Genomic DNA, 15,671 nt, shown 5'->3' with positions numbered 1-15,671 from the left:
CACCCCGACCGGTGGCACGAGATCTGGAGGATTCCGGTGAGCATCAACCCGTTCGACGACGAGAGTGGCGAGTTCCACGTGCTGGTCAACGACGAGGGCCAGCACTCGCTCTGGCCCGCGTTCTGCGAGGTGCCGGCCGGCTGGAGGAGTGCCTTCGGTCCCGCCGGCCGGGCGCAGAGCCTCGCGTACGTGGAGGAGAACTGGGTCGACATGCGGCCCCGCAGCCTTCGGGAGGCGATGAACGGGTAGGCGGCGGCAGCGCGGTGCCAGGCGTCCGGAACCCGTCGGTCCTGACGCCTGGCCGCAGGCCGATCGTCCTACCATCGTTTGAGACTGTTCGCGCATGCACAGACAGATGAGGAGCGGCGCAATTCAGCGACACATAGGCAACCATCCATGAGTGTCAAACGGGGGAGGCTTGTGCTGTGGGAGACGCAAACAGCGATGTCATGTTCGTCCGATGGCCGGCACAAACGGACCTTCGGAATCGATGTAGGAGAGACGGGGTGCCCCGTCTCCTGGTCGTGGAAGGAGGTGCACGACCTCCGGTCTGCAACGATCCATTCGAAGACTGGGTTCGCGCACCCATATCCCGCGATGATTTGGACGCTCGCGTCCGAGCGTTACAGAACCGGCTCGACAGCCACCAGGTTCCGACCCTCGATTCGGCCGGGACGCTGTGTTTCGGCCCCCATTCCATCACCATCTCGAATGTCCAGACCGAATTGATGGAACTGTTCATCGAGCACTTCGGCGAGGTGGTCTACCGGAACGAACTCACGCAGCGCCTCGCGGAGCGGGTTCCGAGACCGACCAGGAACTCGCTCGACCTCCACATCATGCGGCTCCGGCGCCGTCTGTCCCCCATCGACCTGGTCGTCCGTACGGCGTGGGGCCGCGGCTACGTGCTGGAGAACGCGGTCGTCTAGCCGGAGTCCGGCCACGGCGCGGCCCGTCCCCGGCCGTCGCAGCACGGCCGTCGGCATCCGGCTACCCCGCCTCCGTTCGCCCCGATCTGTTTCGGCCACAAATCGGAAGACTGGTGTGTAGTAGTGAAGAAATATCGACAGAGCACTCATGTGCCTCATGGTTGACGGCCCGTCACCCCGTCGGGCGCGGGTCGCGCGGCGCGCGCCGTCGGCCCCTGCCGCCGTTCACCCGACGCCTTCGAGCACGGGCTCGCGGAACCCGTCCCGCACCTGCGCGGCGACGGCCGTGCCGTCACTGACGTGCAGGACCGCGTCGGCCGTGTCGAGCGTCGAGCGGTCGAGCGGGAAGTAGCCCTGCCGCGGATCGGTGTCGGTCCGCGTACGGGCGGGGGCGGCGGACGCGACGTCCGTGGTCAGCCCCCAGGTGTCGGTACGGCTCTGGAGCGAGCCCTCGTACGTGTCCGGCGCGGGGTCCCGGAGCCCGAGGGCCCCGCTGCGGCCGAGGCTGCCGGCGACGAACGTGTACTGGTCGCCCAGGAGGGACCCCACGATGGTGCCCGCGCCCGACCAGTTGACGTCCATGTCCCCCTGGCTCCAGGAGCTCCGGTTGTGCTGGAGGTGGAGGTTGTGGGCGAAGACCAGGGTCGCGCCCCGCCGCCCCTCGGTGCTGCGGATGTCGAGCAGGTTCTCGGCCATGAGGGCGTCCCGTACGCCGAGCAGGCGGGAGAGCCGCGCGCTGGGGTCGAGGCGTTCCGCCGACTGCTGGTGGTAGCGCAGCAGGCCGAGGCCGGCGTACAGGTGCGTCTTGGCCCGGAGCCACTGCGCGGGCGGGGTGGCCGGGGCCGGCTCCGGTGCGCGCGCGTGGAGCAGGGTCACCATGTCGTCGGCGATCTTCCGCAGCTTGTCGGCCTCGGCCGTGGCCCCGATCGACGCGCTCGGGTCCATCACCGCTTCCGGCCGGCTCCAGCGCTCGTCGTCGCCGAGGAGGGACCGGAGGTCGAGGTCGAGCCGCAGGTAGTCGCGGGCGTGTTCGAGATAGCGCCGCGGGCTGGGTGCGCTGACGCTCTCGGTCGGGGTGTCGAAGCCGTGGAAGGCCAGCCGCTCCGCCGGCGGCCGGTCCTGGTTGTAGGCGCGCATCCAGGTGATCAGCTGCCGGTTGTGCTCCAGGTCGCCGAAGTCGTGGGAGAAGCCCTCGCTCATCACCGCGTCGAGGCTGCCGGCCGCGCCCTGCACGAAGTCGTTCACACCGAGCGCGGCCACGCGGTCGGTTTCCAGGGCGACCGACCGGAAGCCGCGGGCGGCCAGTTGGACGAGCAGTTCGTTGCGGACCCATCCGAAGGCGGGTTCCTGGTGCGTCGGCTCGCCGAGTGCCAGTACGCCGCATGAGGCCGTGGCGAGGCCGTGAATGTCCTGTCTCATGTGTCTCAATTGAACCATTGAAAGAACAGTTGAGACTTTCGGCCGCCGAGGCGGTCCAGGAGGCTGGTAAGTCTCAAACCGTCGATCAACGAGCGGCGGTCCGGCCCGGTGCGGGGGCCCGCGGCCCGGGCGGCGTGGTGCCGGGATCGAGCACGGCCATGTACCGGGCGCAGAGTCCGGCCGCGTGCAGCATCGCGAGCCCCCGCGCGGTGAGCCGGTGCCGCCAGTCGTCCAGGGCCGCGGACAGCGCCTCCGTACCGCCGGCGGTACGGATCTGCTGGACGACGGTGGCGATGTGGGACAGCGGGTAGCCGCCGCGCCGCAGGAGGTGGGCGAGCTCGGCGTCGCGGACGTCCTCGGCGCCGAACGTGCGGTGCGCGGTGACCGGCGTCCGTGCGGGGACGAGAATGCCCGCCTCCTCCCAGTTGCGGAGGGTCGCCGGGGTGACGCGCAGGCGCCGGGCGAGTTCTCCGATGCTGAGCGCCTTGGCGCCCGCCGGAGCGGCCGCGGTGGCGGCCGGGCCGGCCGCCAGGTTCTCCAGGGCCCGCCCGACCACGTCCAGCGTCTCCCGGTCGCGCAGGAGCTGGGCGTGGCTGCGGTCGACGGCCGTCAGCGCGCCATCGACCTCCCCCGCGTGGAGCGCCGTCATGATCTGCCCGCTCAGCGCGTGGCCGTGGCCGGGAATGAGCGCCAGGTAGGCGCGCAGGGCCGCCGCGTGCGCGGCCGTGTAGGTCCGGTAGCCGGAAGGGGTGCGCTCGGCGGGCGGGATGCACCCGGCCTGCTCGTAGTTGCGGACCGCCTGGGTCGAGATGCCGTGCTCACGGGCGAGGTCTACGGGGCGCAGGTGATCCATGGCTGGAGACTTTAGCCAGTACTTCCCAGCTGGATGCCGCCAAACCCTCAACGCATTGCGCCCTCGTCGTTGAGCAGCCTGCGGAAGTGCGCGCCGTCCCCCGCGCACGGAGCGTGTCCCCGCAACCGGACGGCCCGCCTCGCGGCCGGGGCCCCACGGGCCTACGCTGATTGCCGTTGCCCGGGTCCGCGGACCACAGGAGGCCATGCCGTGAAGTCAGCCCCCCTCCGACTGCGCCGGGCCTGTGCGGCCGCTGCCGCAGCAGGCGCACTCCTCGCCCCCGCGATCGCGGGTTCCGCGTACGGAACGTCCTCCCCGACGCTGTCCGCTCCCGCGTCCACCACACCCTCCCCGGCCGCCACGCCCTCCCCGGCGGCCGACACCGACTTCGTGCAGCTGACGCCGGCCGTCGCGGCGCGCCTGGACGCGGCCGTGCTCCGCGTCATGCGCGAGGCGCGGGTCCCGGGCGTGACCGTGGGGCTGTGGGCCCCCGGCAAGGGGAGTTACGTGAAGGCCTTCGGCGTGGCGGACATGGCGACCGGCGCCCCGATGACGACCGCGCTCCACGTGCGCATCGGCAGCGAGACCAAGACGTTCACGGTCACCGCCCTGCTCCAGCTCGTGGACCAGGGAAGGGTCGGCCTGGACGACCCGGTCGGCCGGTACGTCACGGGAGTTCCGAACGGGGACCGCATCACCCTGCGGCAGCTGGCGGGCATGCGCAGCGGCCTCTTCAACTACAGCCTGGACGACGCGTTCATCAAGAAGTTCGAGGCCGATCCGGAACAGACCTTCGTACCGCAGCAGTTGCTCGACTACTCCTTCAAGCACCCCGTGCAGTTCCAGCCGGGAGCGGAGTTCGACTACTCCAACACCAACCTGATCCTGCTCGGCCTGGTGGTCGAGAAGGTCACCGGCCGGCCGCTCCACGAGGTCGTCACACGCGACGTCGTGGAGCGCGCCGGGCTCCGCGGCACGGTCTTCCCCAGGGGCCCGGAACTGCCCGCCCCGTACGCCCGGGGCTACACGGACCAGACGGCCTCCGGCAGGACCGAGGACGCGACCCACTGGAACCCCTCCTGGGCCTGGGCCGCCGGAGCGATGATCTCCGACCTCCAGGACCTGCGCAGCTGGGCCCGCACCCTCGCCACCGGCACGCTGCTGACGCCCGCGACCCAGGCCGAGCGCCTGAAGACCACCCCGATGAACATCCCGGGGGCGGGCTACGGCCTGGGCATCTTCGACGTGCAGGGCTGGATCGGCCACAACGGCTCGCTCCCCGGCTACGAGGTCCTGCCCGTCTACCTCCCGCAGGCGCAGGCGACCATGGTCATCCTCCTCAACACCGACACCCAGCACGAGGGCCAGGAGCCCAGCACCCTCTTCGGCGAGGCGGTCACGAGCATCGTCTCCCCCGACCACGTGTACCCGGGCCACAAGCCGCTGGTGCCCGCGAAGTAACAGCCGGGCCCAGGCCCCGCCCTCCATCACAACGGCGCCTGATCTGCGCCTCTCGAGTCGGGACGACAGGACTTGAACCTGCGACCCCTTGACCCCCAGGAGTGCGGGTCACCGGGATGATCCGGACATGCGATCTGGTCCGTTTCAGGGCTCGCCAGGCAAGTTGGCTCTGCGGGAAAGGCATTCGTGTATGCCCGGACCGGGATGCTGCGGGCGCGGTTGCGGGCAGGCGGCAGACCAGCGCTCCACAAAGATCACTTTGACGACAGACCCTAGTCCTGCCTGCGCCGCAGGCCAGGGCCTCAGGCGGCGAACGGGTTGGTGTGGCCGGGCAACTGCTGCCCCGGGCGCAGGAACCGCTGGCCGCCCTGTTCGTCGCGCACCGCGAGGAACCCGGCGTCCGTCAGCCGCTGTGCGATCTTCCGGCGGCGGACAGCGCCCACCTTGAACGCCACGGTGAAGAGCAGCGCGACCACCCCGCCGGAGGCGACCGCTTCGACCGGCGACCTGTCGATGAGCAGGAGGACGGTCAGGACCGCGCAGGCGAGGTAGCCCTTCGTCTTCTGGCTCCGGTCGGCGACGTACTGGGCCATGACGTCGAAGGTGATGAGGTCCTTCAGCACGGCCACGGCACCGACCGCTTCGGGGAGCGGCTTCAGCGAGCCCTGCTCCAGCCCCGGCACCGTCCCGCCGTTGCCCGCCTGCGGATGGGCGGTGATGGTGGCCGCCTCGCGGACGCGCGCGTCGGGCTGCGGGTCCCGGTACATCCGGACCTGGACGAGCGAGTTCTTGAATCCGGTCTTGTACGCCATGCCGTACGTGTAGCCGTACTGCTCCGCCACGTGCGCCAGGGCAGCCGCCTTCGGCGTGGAGCCCTGGGGGGCGATCTCGACGATGTCCTGCTGACGGGCGATCTGCTGGAGCATCCCCGCTATGTGACGTTCTACGGACATCCTGTTCCCCGCCCCCTGGGACCCCGCGCCTGGGGCCGACCGGCGCACAGCCTAGAGGGTGCGCCGCCGATCGGAACACGCGCGGTCCCCCGGCCATGGACCGGGACACCTCGCGTCCGGCGGGGTCATACACGGGCAGACCGAAGGGGAGCGTGAACCGGCACCATCCGACGGCAACCCGACTGCACATCGACGACGTCGTCCGGGTCCAGACGCAGCTCCGCGAGCGCCTGCCCGGCGCGGCGGATACGTGTACCCAGAGGCACGGCCTGTCTCGCGCGGGCGGCCGGTCGGCGCGGCGTCAGCTCGACTCGTCGTACACCACCGACCACGGGCGGGGCGGCCCGTCCGGCGGGCTCGGGCCGTCGTGGCGGCGCAGGGCTGCTGCCGTACGGTCGCGGGCGAGCACGCCCGCCGCGAGCTCCGCGAAGTGAGGGGCGGCCGGGTGGGCGGACCGGCCGGCCGGCCAGGCCCCGGTGGTCCGCTGGGTGAGGGGGCGGCCGGCCAGCGGCCGCCAGACGACGCGGGGCTCCTTGCGGGCCACCGGCCCCTGGTCGAAGGCGATGCCGTGGCCCGCGTGGACGAGGGCCAGCAGGAACTCGGGGTTGGAGGCGTGCCGGAGGCGGCCGGGCACGAAGCCCTCGGCGCGGCAGGTGTCGAGGATCCGGTCGTACCAGCCGGGGGCCTGGGCGCGGGGGAAGAGCACCAGGTCGTGGCCGGACAGTTCGGCGAGCGCGACCTCGGGGAGCCGGGCCAGCGGTGAGGTGCGGGGCAGGACGACGCCGAGTTCCACGCACACCTCCGCGCCGAGGCGGAGTTCGGTGGCGTCCACGGGTTGGTGGACGAGGCCGACGTCGAGCCCACCGGAGGCGAGCAGCCGCAGCTGCTCCTCGGTGGTGATCTCCTGGAGATCGACGGACAGGCCGGGGGAGTGCTCCGCGCAGGCCGCGAGCAGCGTGGAGAGCATGGCGACCGTGGTGTCGGGGGGCACGCCCGCGCGCAGGGTGCCCAGGTCGCCGTCCCCGGCGCGGCGGGCCAGTGTCCGTAACCGCTCCTCGCGGGCCAGGAGTTCGCGGGCCTCGTCCAGCAGCACCATGCCGGCGGCGGTCAGCCGGACCTGGCGGTGCGATCGGTCGAACAGTTCGGCGCCGAGGTCCTTCTCCAGTCTGCGTACCGCCTGGCTGAGGGGTGGCTGGGCCATGCCAAGCTGGTCGGCGGCCCGGCTGAAGTGCAGCTCGTCGGCGACGGCGACGAAGATACGCAGGTGGCGCAAGAGATCCACAGCCAGGGACATTACGTGAGGGGCGAACCGATGGTCGATGAACGGATCCGCGAGGTCTTCGCGGGGGCGGGTGCCGAGGGGTTGCTGCATGCGGTCCCCGTCGGCACGGAGCCGGGCGCCGAGGAGGTGGCGGTCGGCGCGGACGAGCCGGTCGTGATCGCCTCGGTCTTCAAGGTGCTGCTGGTCCTGGAGTTCGCCCGGCAGGTGGCCGCCGGCCAGCTCGACCCCCGGGAGCGGGTGCGGGTGACGGCGGCCGACCGGCTCGGCGGCTGGGGCACGGCAGGCTGTGCGGACGACGTCGAGCTGTCGCTGCGCGATCTGGCGTTCTTCGCGATCTCGGTGAGCGACAACTCGGCGGCGGATCTGCTGCTGGCACGGGTCGGCCTGGACACGGTGCGGCTTCTCGCCGGGGAACTCGGGCTCGACGGGACCCGGATCGTGGGCGGTCCCCGTGACGTACTGGAGTCGATGCTCGCCGAGGTCGGTGCCCGCGACGAGGCGGAGTTCGCCCTCCGTTACCCGGCTCTGCCGGACGATCGCAAGAGACGGCTGAGCGTGCTGGATCCGCTGCGGACCAACGCCAGCACGCCCCGTGAGATCACCCAGTTGCTGCGTCTCGTCTGGCGTGACGAGGCGGGCCCGCCTGAGGCGTGCACCCAGGTACGTGAGCTGATGGCACGTCAGGCTTTCCGGCACCGGCTGGCGTCGGGGTTTCCCGACGAGGTGACGGTCGCGGCGAAGACCGGAACCCTGCCCGGGCTGCACATGGAGGCGGGGGTCGTCCGGTATCCCGACGGCAGGCGCTACGCGGTCTCCGTCTTCGCCCGGACGCGGGAGCTGGCCGCCTCGCGTCCGGCGGTGGACGCCGCGATAGGGGCCGCAGCACGGATCGCCGTCGATTTCCTTCGCGACAGAGGCGTCTGACCAGCCCTCATATCTTTCCGCATATGAGGAAGACAGAATTTTGATCTTGGACAGCGGGGGCCGCGTCCTGATCTCCTGGCGCCATGAGCGACGACACAGACGCACAACGCCCCAAGCGGCGCATCCAGGGATTCGGCCGGCGTACAGTGCTGCGCGGCGCCGCGCTCGGCGCGACCGTCCCCCTGCTTTCCACCCCCCGCGCCTCCGCCTCCGCGACCACCGCCTCCGCGGCAACGACCCGCAACGGCCCGGCGGCCGGTTCGGCGTCCTTCCGCTGGCTGGGCACCTCCGGCTGGCGCATCGACGTCGGCGGGCGGACCGTACTCTTCGACCCGTACATCACCCGGTTCAAGACCGGCCTGTTCGACGGGGGCTTCAAGCCGGGTACGAAGCTGAGCTCGGACCCCGAGCTGATACGGGAACACATCGGCCGCCCCGAGATCGTCCTGGTCAGCCACTCCCACTGGGACCACATCGCAGACGTCCCCCACATCGCCAAGTCCACCGGCGCCCGGGTCGTCGGCACCGAGACCACGTTTCATCTGCTGGTCGCCTTCGGCGTCGACCCGGACCAGATCTCGGTGGTGAAGGGCGGCGAGGTGCTGGACTTCGGCGGGCTCACCGTCGAGGTCGTGTCGAGCCTGCACAGCCGCAACAAGCGGCACTCCTATTTCGCCCCGGGCACGCTGAACGCGCAGCCCGCAGCGGCGCCGAGGACCATCTCCGACCTGCCGGAGGGCGACACGCTCGCCTTCCAGGTGACGGCCGGGAGCGGCGGCCCGTCGGCGTTCCTGATGGGCGCCAGCGACTTCTCCGAGCGGGCCGTGCAGGGTCTGAGCCCCGATCTCGCGATGGTCGCGGTGCCGTCCAGTGCATCCACGTCCCGCTATGTGCCCCGGCTGCTGCGGGCACTGGGAGGGCCCGGCGTCGTCGTGCCCGTCCACTGGGACAATTTCGAGGAACCGCTGAGCGAGCCCCCGCGCCGCGACCCGGTGATGGACCTGAACGCGTTCATCGCCCAGGTCCACCAGGAGTCTCCGACGAGCCGGATCGTCGTCCCGGACTACCGCACCACGTACGGCGGAGACATGCGACCGAGGCCCTGACCGCCGTACCAGCCGCAGGTGGAGCCGGTGCGGCGGTGCATCGCCCCGTCATTGATCAGATCAAGGAGATTGCTCGGATCCCCGCTTCCGACGACGACGGAGACCTCGTCCAAGGACTGTTCCTCGTCAGCCACGAAGGCGATGGCACGAGCGAATGGCAGGTCCGCGATGGCCAGCTCTTCACCTCGCCAGCCGACACCAGACACCGATACCTCGACGGGTAGCCCACCCATTCCGAGAGTTCCAATACCCGACCCCACCATTACACCCGGACATGCACAGCCGCCGACGCCGCACTCTCGGCCCACCTGAGCGTGTTGCGGGCGCCTCGGTCGATACCGGCGCAGATCGGCGCCGTCCGCTGGCGCGGTCAGGGCGCGTTGGTCCCCAAATGGTCCCCGGAAACGATCGAGGGGCCGTTTCAGATTGCTCTGAAACGGCCCCTGATCTGCGACTCTTTCGAGTCGGGACGACAGGATTTGAACCTGCGACCCCTTGACCCCCAGTCAAGTGCGCTACCAAGCTGCGCCACGTCCCGATGCCCGTTGACCTGGGGTTTTCCCCTGATTGAACGTGCAGGAGAACAATACCGCACATCACGGGGTGGTCGCGCGCGCCTTTGCCCTTCCCGCCGTCCCGGAGGGGCGGGCTTGACCTCAAGTTGGCTTGAGGTTGCACGATCGGTGCATGACACAGGCGACCGCGGACACGGAGTTCCGCCACGAGGACCTGGGCCGGCTGATCGGCCTCATGACCGGGGCCGAGAAGCACGGGCCCGCCGCCACCTCCACGCTCGACGTGCTGTGGCTGCTGTACGAACGCGTGCTGCGGGTCACGCCCGGCACCGCCGAGGACGCCGGGCGGGACCGGTTCCTGCTGTCCAAGGGCCACGGACCCATGGCGTACTACGCCGTGCTCGCCGCCAAGGGGTTCTTCCCCGTCGGCTGGCTCGACGGCTTCGGCTCCTACGACTCCCCCCTCGGCCACCACCCGGACCGCACCCTGGTTCCCGGCGTGGAGATCGGCAGCGGCTCGCTCGGGCACGGCCTGCCCCTCGCCGTGGGCAGCGCGCTCGGGCTGCGCGCGCAGGGGCTCGACGAGCCGGCCGTGTGGGTGCTGATCGGGGACGCGGAGCTGGACGAGGGCAGCAACCACGAGGCGCTCGCGTACGCCGGCTCGGCAGGTCTGGAGCGGCTGCACACCGTGGTGATCGACAACGACTCCGCCACCCACGGCTGGCCCGGCGGCATCGCCGCCCGCTTCGAGGCGGCCGGCTGGTCCGCGGCGACCGTGGACGGGCGGGACCACGCGGCCCTGCTGGCGGCCTTCACCGCGTCGCACCCCGGGCGGCCGCACGTCGTGGTTGCCCGCGTCGAGAAGAAGCAGTAGCGGCGGGAGCGGTGACAGCGGGAGCAGTGGCACGGCCGGGGATCCGGCCGGCACAACCAGGCGGCAGCGCCAAGGGGTAGGGACAACCATGGACACCATGCGGGAACGCTTCATCTCGGTCACGTCGCGCCTGCTCGACGAGGACCCCCGGCTGGCCGTCGTGCTGGCCGAGATCACCATGGACGGGTTCCGGCCCGCCCAGCGCCGCCACCCGGACCGGGTGATCAACGTCGGCATCAGGGAACAGCTCCTGGTCGGCGTCGGCGGCGGGCTGGCCCTGACGGGGCTGCGGCCCGTCCTGCACACCTTTGCCAGCTTCCTCGTGGAGCGGCCCTTCGAGCAGGTCAAGCTGGACTTCGGACACCAGGGCACCGGTGGCGTCCTGGTCAGCGCGAGCGCCAGCTACGACTGGCCCGCCGGCGGGTTCACCCACATGGCGCCGGGCGACGTGGCGCTGCTCGACACCCTGGACGGGTGGACGGTCCACGTCCCGGGCCACCCCGACGAGGCCGAGGCGCTGCTGCGCCACGCCTACGCCGCCGGGGACGACAAGGTGTACGTACGCCTGTCGCAGCAGTCGAACGCGGCGCCCCGACCGGTGGACGGCCTGGGCCTGCGGACCGTACGGGAGGGCCGCGCGGGCGTGGTGGTCGCCGTGGGGCCGCTGCTCGACAACGTGCTGGCCGCCACCGAGGGGCTCGACCTGACCGTGCTGTACACGGCCACGGTCCGTCCCTTCGACGACGCGGCGCTGCGGGAGGCCGTCGGGCGGGCCGCGCCCGCCGTGGTCCTCGTCGAGCCCTACCTCGCCGGCACCTCCGCGGCCGCCGCGGGCGGCGCCCTGGCCGACGTGCCCCACCGGGTGCTGGCGCTGGGCGTGGGCCGGGCGGAGCTGCGGCGCTACGGCACGATGGAGGAGCACACCGCCGCCCACGGGCTGGACCCGTACGCCCTGCGCGAGCGGATCAGCGCGTTCCTGACGCCGGCCGCAGCGGTGCGCTAGCCCGCGCGTCGCGTACGGGCGGCCCGACGCGCGCAGCGTGTACGGCGACGCAGGCGCGCGCGGGCGGGCCGGCGCCTCAGCCCCCGCCCCCGCGCAGCTCCGGATGGACCGCGGCCAGCCGCTTCGGAGCCGCCTGGAGCCAGGGAGTCCGGCATCGGGTTGGAACCCGGTCCACCGACCGTAGGCCCCGGCACTGACAACGGCCCGCGTCGCGCGCCTCAGACCCGCCGGTCCTCCCGCTCGTGCACCAGCGCCACCAGCTCGGCCGCCAGCTCCTTGGCGGCGGCGAGTCCCTCGGTCCCCCACCTTCGCGGCACCACATCCACCGCGCAGACCGTGCCGAGCACGATCCCGCGCCGGTCGGTCAGCGGCGCGCCCAGGTAGGTGCGCACCCCGCTCTCGTCGACGACCGCGTTGCCCGCGAAGCGCGCGAAGTCCCGTACGTCCTCCAGCACCAGCGCGCGGCGGCGCACCACCACGTGCGGGCAGTAGCCCTGGTCGCGGGCGAGGACGCGCGCGGGGTAGCCGCTCTGCGGGGCGTCGGGCGCGTGGTGCAGGCCGGCGAAGAACTGCCGTTCCTCACCGACGAAGTTGACCCCGGCGAACGGCACGTCCAAGAGGCCGGCGACGCGCCGGGCGAAGGCGTCCAGTTCGGCGTCCGTCCGCTCCCCCAGGCCCAGTTCGCGCAGCCGGACGGCGCGCGCGGGCGCCTCCCGGTCCACGGGTGTGAGCAGCAGGTGTCCGGTCGATTCGTAGTACGTCATGGCGGTTCCCCCGACTCCGAAGACGATGATCTGGCCGTGGACGTGCACAGGAGGTGGCGGACGAGGGCGGCCAGCGTCCCCGTCCCGGAGCTCGTCAGCCGGGCGTCGCAGCGCACGACGGGCACGTCGGACCCGAGCCCCACGGCTTCGCGCACCTCGTGCGGCACGTAGCGGTACCCGCCGTCGAACTCGTTGACGGCGACGACGAAGCCGATGCCCCGCCGCTCGAAGAAGTCCACGGCCGGGAAGCAGTCGGCGAGGCGGCGGGTGTCGGCGAGCACCACCGCCCCGAGGGCGCCCGCGCACAGTTCCTCCCACAGGAACCAGAAGCGCTGCTGCCCGGGGGTGCCGAAGAGGTAGAGGACGTTGCCCCCGTCGAGGGTGATCCGGCCGAAGTCCAGCGCGACGGTCGTCGTCGTCTTCGTCTCGACCCCGTCCAGCGGGTCGGCCAACTCGCCATGGTCGCTGAGCAGTTCTTCCGTGCTCAACGGCTCGATCTCGCTCACCGCACCCACGAAGGTGGTCTTGCCCGCCCCGACGCCCCCCGCGACCAGGATCTTCAGGGTCGCGGGGGCGGGAGCGGGAGGGACGGTGTCACAGACGCGTGCGCAGGCCATCGAGCACCGCTCGCAGAAGGGACTGGTCGTCGGAGGCGAGCGGGCCGTCGCGGCCCGGGAAGCGGGGCGCCCGGGCCACGAGGGCGCCGTGGTGCATCAGGTCGGACAGGAGCACCTTCACGACCACCGCCGGCAGCCGCAGTTGTCCCGCCACCTCGGCGACCGTGACCGCGGCGGCGCCCGCGCACAGCCGCAGCGCGAGGGCGTGTTCGGGCCCGAGCGGAATGCGCGGGCGCACGCCGGTCGCCGTGACCAGCGACAGCAGGTCGAGCGCGGTGCCGGGCCTGGTCCGCCCGCCGCTGGCGGTGTACGGGCGCATCACCCGGCCCGCCGAGTCGTCGAGCCAGGGTGCGTCGCGCCCGGCGCCACTGCCGTACGGGCGCCCCGGCGCGTACGCCCCCGCCGTGCGGGCACTCATCGCGCCGGGTCGGCGGTGGGCCGCCGGGGCGGGACCGCCAGGTACGGCCGTACGCTCTTGACCAGCATCGCCATCTCGTAGCCGAGCACCCCCGCGTCGGCCTCGCGGTCGGCGAGCACCGCCAGGCAGGTGCCCGCGCCGGCCGCCGACACGAAGACGAGCGCGGTGTCGAGCTCGACCACCACCTGCCGGACCTCCGCGCCGTCCCCGAAGCGGGAACCGGCGCTGCGGCCCAGCGAGTACAGCCCGGACGCGAGCGCGGCCATGTGGTCGGCGCTGTCGGGGTCGAGGCCGTGTACGCAGCTCACGAGCCCGTCGGCGGTGAGCAGCACGGCGCTGCGCGTGTAGGGCACGCGCTGCACGAGGCCGCTGAGCAGCCAGTCCAGGTCCGAGAGCCGGCCGCCGGTCTGCGTCGCCACTTCGCCTCCCATGGGGGTGCGCTCCTTGCTGGGGTGAGGGGTCGGGATCATGCCTGGTTCTCCGATTGGGCCTGGCCGAAGCCCCGTTGGAAGGCGGCCATCAGGCCGGGGTCGTGCAAGGGCTGTTCGGTGGCCTCGTCCCGGCGCGCGGCCGGGGCCTCGCGCAGCTGGGGGGCGAGGTGCTGCTGGGCGCGGCGCCGGGGCAGCGACGGCCGGTCGCCCCCGTCGCGCGCGGCGGGCACGGTCTGCGCGCCCGGCACGGTCCGTACGCCCGGCACGCCGGTCGCCTCCGGCGGCGCGGCGGGCACGTACGGCGGCTCGGGGAGCGGCACGGGTACGTACGCTCCCGCCTCCTCGGCCCGCCCGTAGGGCGCTTGGGCCGCGACCCCGGCGAGGGGCGCGCCCGGCGAGCGCGACCCCGCCGGGTCCGACCCCGCGGGGCCGGGGGCCCACGGCACGGGGCCGGGCTCCCACGGCGCGGGGTCGGCCGCGCCCCACGGCGCCGGCTGCTCCGCTTCCCCCGGGTCCGGTCCGGCAGCGCCCCACGCCCCGCCCCGGTCCGCCTCCCACGGCTCCGGCGCGGCCGCGGCCCACCGCTCGGGCTCGACCGCACCCGGCGGCTCGGCCTCCCGCACCGGTTCCGCCCGAACCGCGTCCGGATGCCGCCCGCGCGGCGGCCTCACCCGTACGGGCTCCAGGGGCGGCATCCCCGTACCCTCGCCGGTCCCCCATGAGGTGGCGCAGGAGCCGCCCGCCGCGTCGGCGGCGCTCGGCGCCTCCGCGCCCAGCAGCTCCTGCGGCAGCACCAGGACGGCGAGCACGCCGCCGTAGATGTTGGACTTGAGCTCGACGGCGATTCCGTGCCGCCGGGCCAGGGCCGCGACGACGAACAGGCCGATCCGGCCGTCGGCGAGCAGGTTCCGGACGCTGATCTGGTCGGGGTCGCCGAGCAGGGCGTTCATCCGGTGCTGCTCCGCGGCCGGCAGGCCGAGGCCCCGGTCCTCCACCTCGACCGCGATCCCGGCGGTGACCCGCTCGGCCCGCAGGACCACGTCGGTGTCGGGGGCGGAGAACACGGTGGCGTTCTCGACCAGTTCGGCCAGCAGGTGCACCACGTCGGCGACGGCGTGGCCGCGTACGCTGCCGCCCGCGGGCGGCACCACCTTCACCCGGGTGTACTGCTCGACCTCCGCCACGGAGGAGCGGAGGACCTCGCTCAGGTCGATGGGCCGGGTCCACTGGCGGCGTGAGGCGGCGCCGCCGAGGACGGCCAGGTTCTCGGCGTGGCGGCGGATGCGGGTGGCGAGGTGGTCGACGTGGAAGAGCTCTTTGAGCAGGTCCGGGTCCTCGACCGTGTCCTCCAGGTCGTCCAGCAGTGAGATCTCCCGGTGGACGAGGGACTGCAGCCGGCGGGCGAGGTTGACGAAGACCTCCACCTTCCGCTCGCTGTCGGACGGGGGAACCGGTCCGGCCAGCCGTACGAGTGTGCTGTGCGCCTGTTCGCGGGCGCCGCGCAGCTCCTGCGAGAGCAGCCAGAACTCGTCCACCCCCGCCGGATCGCCGCCGGGCGGCGGTCCGGCGGGGCCGCCGCGCACCGGGCGCGCCGGGACCTCGCCGCGCTCCAGCCGGTCGGCGGCCGCCCGCAGTTCCTGCCGGCCGCGCACGCTGGAGCGGCGCAGCGCCTCGCACCGGTCCCGGACCGCCTTGGCGGAGCGATGGGCGCCGAGCATGGCCGCGGCGAGGGCGCCGACGACGAGCAGCGCACACCCGGTCAGTACGGGCCACAGCCGCGCGTCCCGCTCGCCCGTTCCCCCGCCGAGCTGGAGGGTGAAGATCACCGCGGCGGCGCCGCTGAGCCCGGCGGCGAGCGCGGGCAGGAGGGCGGCGCGGACCAGCTGGGGCCTTATCTGCCGTGCCGGACCGGTGACGGCTTGTCTCGACGGGGAGTGACGGGCGGCGCGGAGTCCGGACATCTGGGTCCTCGGTACGTGGGGCCCGGCCCCCAGCGTTCCCGGGGCCCGGTGTTGATCACCGGTTACCCACGCTAGACCGCACCGTCACACCCCGGACGGCGAGTTGGGGAACTTGGGCGGGGTGCTTCCCGCTCCCGGTGGAGCGCTCGTACGCCCGCCCG

General features: G+C 72.8%; 16 protein-coding genes and 1 tRNA gene. 7 read left to right on the top strand and 10 right to left on the bottom strand.

Going from position 1 to position 15,671, the window contains the following annotated elements:
• Nucleotides 1-36 precede the first annotated feature (36 nt).
• Both ACFWTC_RS19055 and ACFWTC_RS19050 read left to right on the top strand, forming a co-directional pair.
• Nucleotides 37-249 carry an MbtH family protein gene (locus tag ACFWTC_RS19055; protein WP_383928415.1) on the top strand — a complete coding sequence of 71 codons (213 nt, stop codon included), beginning with the start codon at nucleotides 37-39 and terminating at the stop codon, nucleotides 247-249.
• A gap of 200 nt (nucleotides 250-449) precedes the next feature.
• Complete coding sequence (locus ACFWTC_RS19050; RefSeq protein WP_383928456.1) at nucleotides 450-929, top strand: winged helix-turn-helix domain-containing protein; 480 nt, start codon at nucleotides 450-452, stop codon at nucleotides 927-929.
• Between the two features lie 225 nt (nucleotides 930-1,154).
• Here the strand turns inward: ACFWTC_RS19050 and ACFWTC_RS19045 are convergent, their stop codons facing one another.
• Nucleotides 1,155-2,348, bottom strand: a complete 1,194-nt coding sequence (locus ACFWTC_RS19045; protein ID WP_383928418.1) for an erythromycin esterase family protein — start codon at nucleotides 2,346-2,348, stop codon at nucleotides 1,155-1,157.
• 85 nt (nucleotides 2,349-2,433) lie between these two features.
• Nucleotides 2,434-3,201 (bottom strand): TioE family transcriptional regulator, encoded by a 768-nt coding sequence (locus ACFWTC_RS19040; RefSeq protein ID WP_384028109.1) that lies wholly within the window; start codon nucleotides 3,199-3,201, stop codon nucleotides 2,434-2,436.
• Nucleotides 3,202-3,411: 210 nt separating this feature from the next.
• Here ACFWTC_RS19040 and ACFWTC_RS19035 point away from each other — a divergent pair, with 210 nt between their 5' ends.
• Nucleotides 3,412-4,662 (top strand): serine hydrolase domain-containing protein, encoded by a 1,251-nt coding sequence (locus ACFWTC_RS19035; protein WP_383928424.1) that lies wholly within the window; start codon nucleotides 3,412-3,414, stop codon nucleotides 4,660-4,662.
• A 302-nt stretch (nucleotides 4,663-4,964) separates the two neighbouring features.
• Here the strand turns inward: ACFWTC_RS19035 and ACFWTC_RS19030 are convergent, their stop codons facing one another.
• Together ACFWTC_RS19030 and ACFWTC_RS19025 are read right to left on the bottom strand one after the other, a co-directional pair.
• Nucleotides 4,965-5,615: a hypothetical protein gene (locus ACFWTC_RS19030; protein ID WP_383928427.1), complete on the bottom strand. Its 651-nt coding sequence runs from the start codon at nucleotides 5,613-5,615 to the stop codon at nucleotides 4,965-4,967.
• Nucleotides 5,616-5,916: 301 nt separating this feature from the next.
• Nucleotides 5,917-6,888, bottom strand: coding sequence for a LysR family transcriptional regulator (locus ACFWTC_RS19025; protein ID WP_384028125.1), 972 nt, complete (start codon nucleotides 6,886-6,888; stop codon nucleotides 5,917-5,919).
• A gap of 39 nt (nucleotides 6,889-6,927) precedes the next feature.
• Here ACFWTC_RS19025 and ACFWTC_RS19020 point away from each other — a divergent pair, with 39 nt between their 5' ends.
• Both ACFWTC_RS19020 and ACFWTC_RS19015 read left to right on the top strand, forming a co-directional pair.
• Complete coding sequence (locus tag ACFWTC_RS19020; RefSeq protein ID WP_384028126.1) at nucleotides 6,928-7,821, top strand: serine hydrolase; 894 nt, start codon at nucleotides 6,928-6,930, stop codon at nucleotides 7,819-7,821.
• Nucleotides 7,822-7,904: 83 nt separating this feature from the next.
• Nucleotides 7,905-8,927: an MBL fold metallo-hydrolase gene (locus tag ACFWTC_RS19015; RefSeq protein WP_384028110.1), complete on the top strand. Its 1,023-nt coding sequence runs from the start codon at nucleotides 7,905-7,907 to the stop codon at nucleotides 8,925-8,927.
• A 464-nt stretch (nucleotides 8,928-9,391) separates the two neighbouring features.
• Here the strand turns inward: ACFWTC_RS19015 and ACFWTC_RS19010 are convergent.
• A tRNA-Pro gene (locus tag ACFWTC_RS19010) sits at nucleotides 9,392-9,465 on the bottom strand.
• Between the two features lie 149 nt (nucleotides 9,466-9,614).
• Here ACFWTC_RS19010 and ACFWTC_RS19005 point away from each other — a divergent pair.
• Together ACFWTC_RS19005 and ACFWTC_RS19000 are read left to right on the top strand one after the other, a co-directional pair.
• Nucleotides 9,615-10,316, top strand: a complete 702-nt coding sequence (locus ACFWTC_RS19005; protein WP_384028112.1) for a transketolase — start codon at nucleotides 9,615-9,617, stop codon at nucleotides 10,314-10,316.
• 88 nt (nucleotides 10,317-10,404) lie between these two features.
• Nucleotides 10,405-11,319, top strand: coding sequence for a transketolase family protein (locus ACFWTC_RS19000; RefSeq protein ID WP_383928439.1), 915 nt, complete (start codon nucleotides 10,405-10,407; stop codon nucleotides 11,317-11,319).
• Nucleotides 11,320-11,537: 218 nt separating this feature from the next.
• On the opposite strand, the gene ACFWTC_RS18995 is transcribed toward ACFWTC_RS19000, so the two are convergent.
• Genes ACFWTC_RS18995 through ACFWTC_RS18975 form a run of 5 tightly spaced genes read right to left on the bottom strand, consistent with a single transcriptional unit; the run spans nucleotide 11,538 to nucleotide 15,510 of the window.
• Nucleotides 11,538-12,083: a GAF domain-containing protein gene (locus ACFWTC_RS18995; protein ID WP_383928442.1), complete on the bottom strand. Its 546-nt coding sequence runs from the start codon at nucleotides 12,081-12,083 to the stop codon at nucleotides 11,538-11,540.
• Complete coding sequence (locus ACFWTC_RS18990) at nucleotides 12,080-12,700, bottom strand: ATP/GTP-binding protein (protein WP_384028113.1); 621 nt, start codon at nucleotides 12,698-12,700, stop codon at nucleotides 12,080-12,082. The genes ACFWTC_RS18995 and ACFWTC_RS18990 overlap by 4 nt, the downstream gene beginning before the upstream one ends.
• Complete coding sequence (locus ACFWTC_RS18985; RefSeq protein ID WP_384028114.1) at nucleotides 12,678-13,118, bottom strand: DUF742 domain-containing protein; 441 nt, start codon at nucleotides 13,116-13,118, stop codon at nucleotides 12,678-12,680. The genes ACFWTC_RS18990 and ACFWTC_RS18985 overlap by 23 nt, the downstream gene beginning before the upstream one ends.
• The gene (locus ACFWTC_RS18980) at nucleotides 13,115-13,549 is read right to left on the bottom strand and encodes a roadblock/LC7 domain-containing protein (RefSeq protein ID WP_383928450.1); all 435 of its coding nucleotides are present in this window, start codon (nucleotides 13,547-13,549) and stop codon (nucleotides 13,115-13,117) included. Before ACFWTC_RS18980 ends, ACFWTC_RS18985 begins: the two co-directional genes overlap by 4 nt.
• A gap of 35 nt (nucleotides 13,550-13,584) precedes the next feature.
• Nucleotides 13,585-15,510 (bottom strand): ATP-binding protein, encoded by a 1,926-nt coding sequence (locus ACFWTC_RS18975; protein ID WP_384028115.1) that lies wholly within the window; start codon nucleotides 15,508-15,510, stop codon nucleotides 13,585-13,587.
• Nucleotides 15,511-15,671: the final 161 nt, after the last annotated feature.

The sequence above is a fragment of the Streptomyces sp. NPDC058619 genome, from assembly GCF_042717785.1.
Classification (GTDB): domain Bacteria; phylum Actinomycetota; class Actinomycetes; order Streptomycetales; family Streptomycetaceae; genus Streptomyces.
The sequence above is the reverse complement of the archived record's forward strand: the minus strand, read 5'-3'. Positions and strand labels throughout refer to the sequence as shown.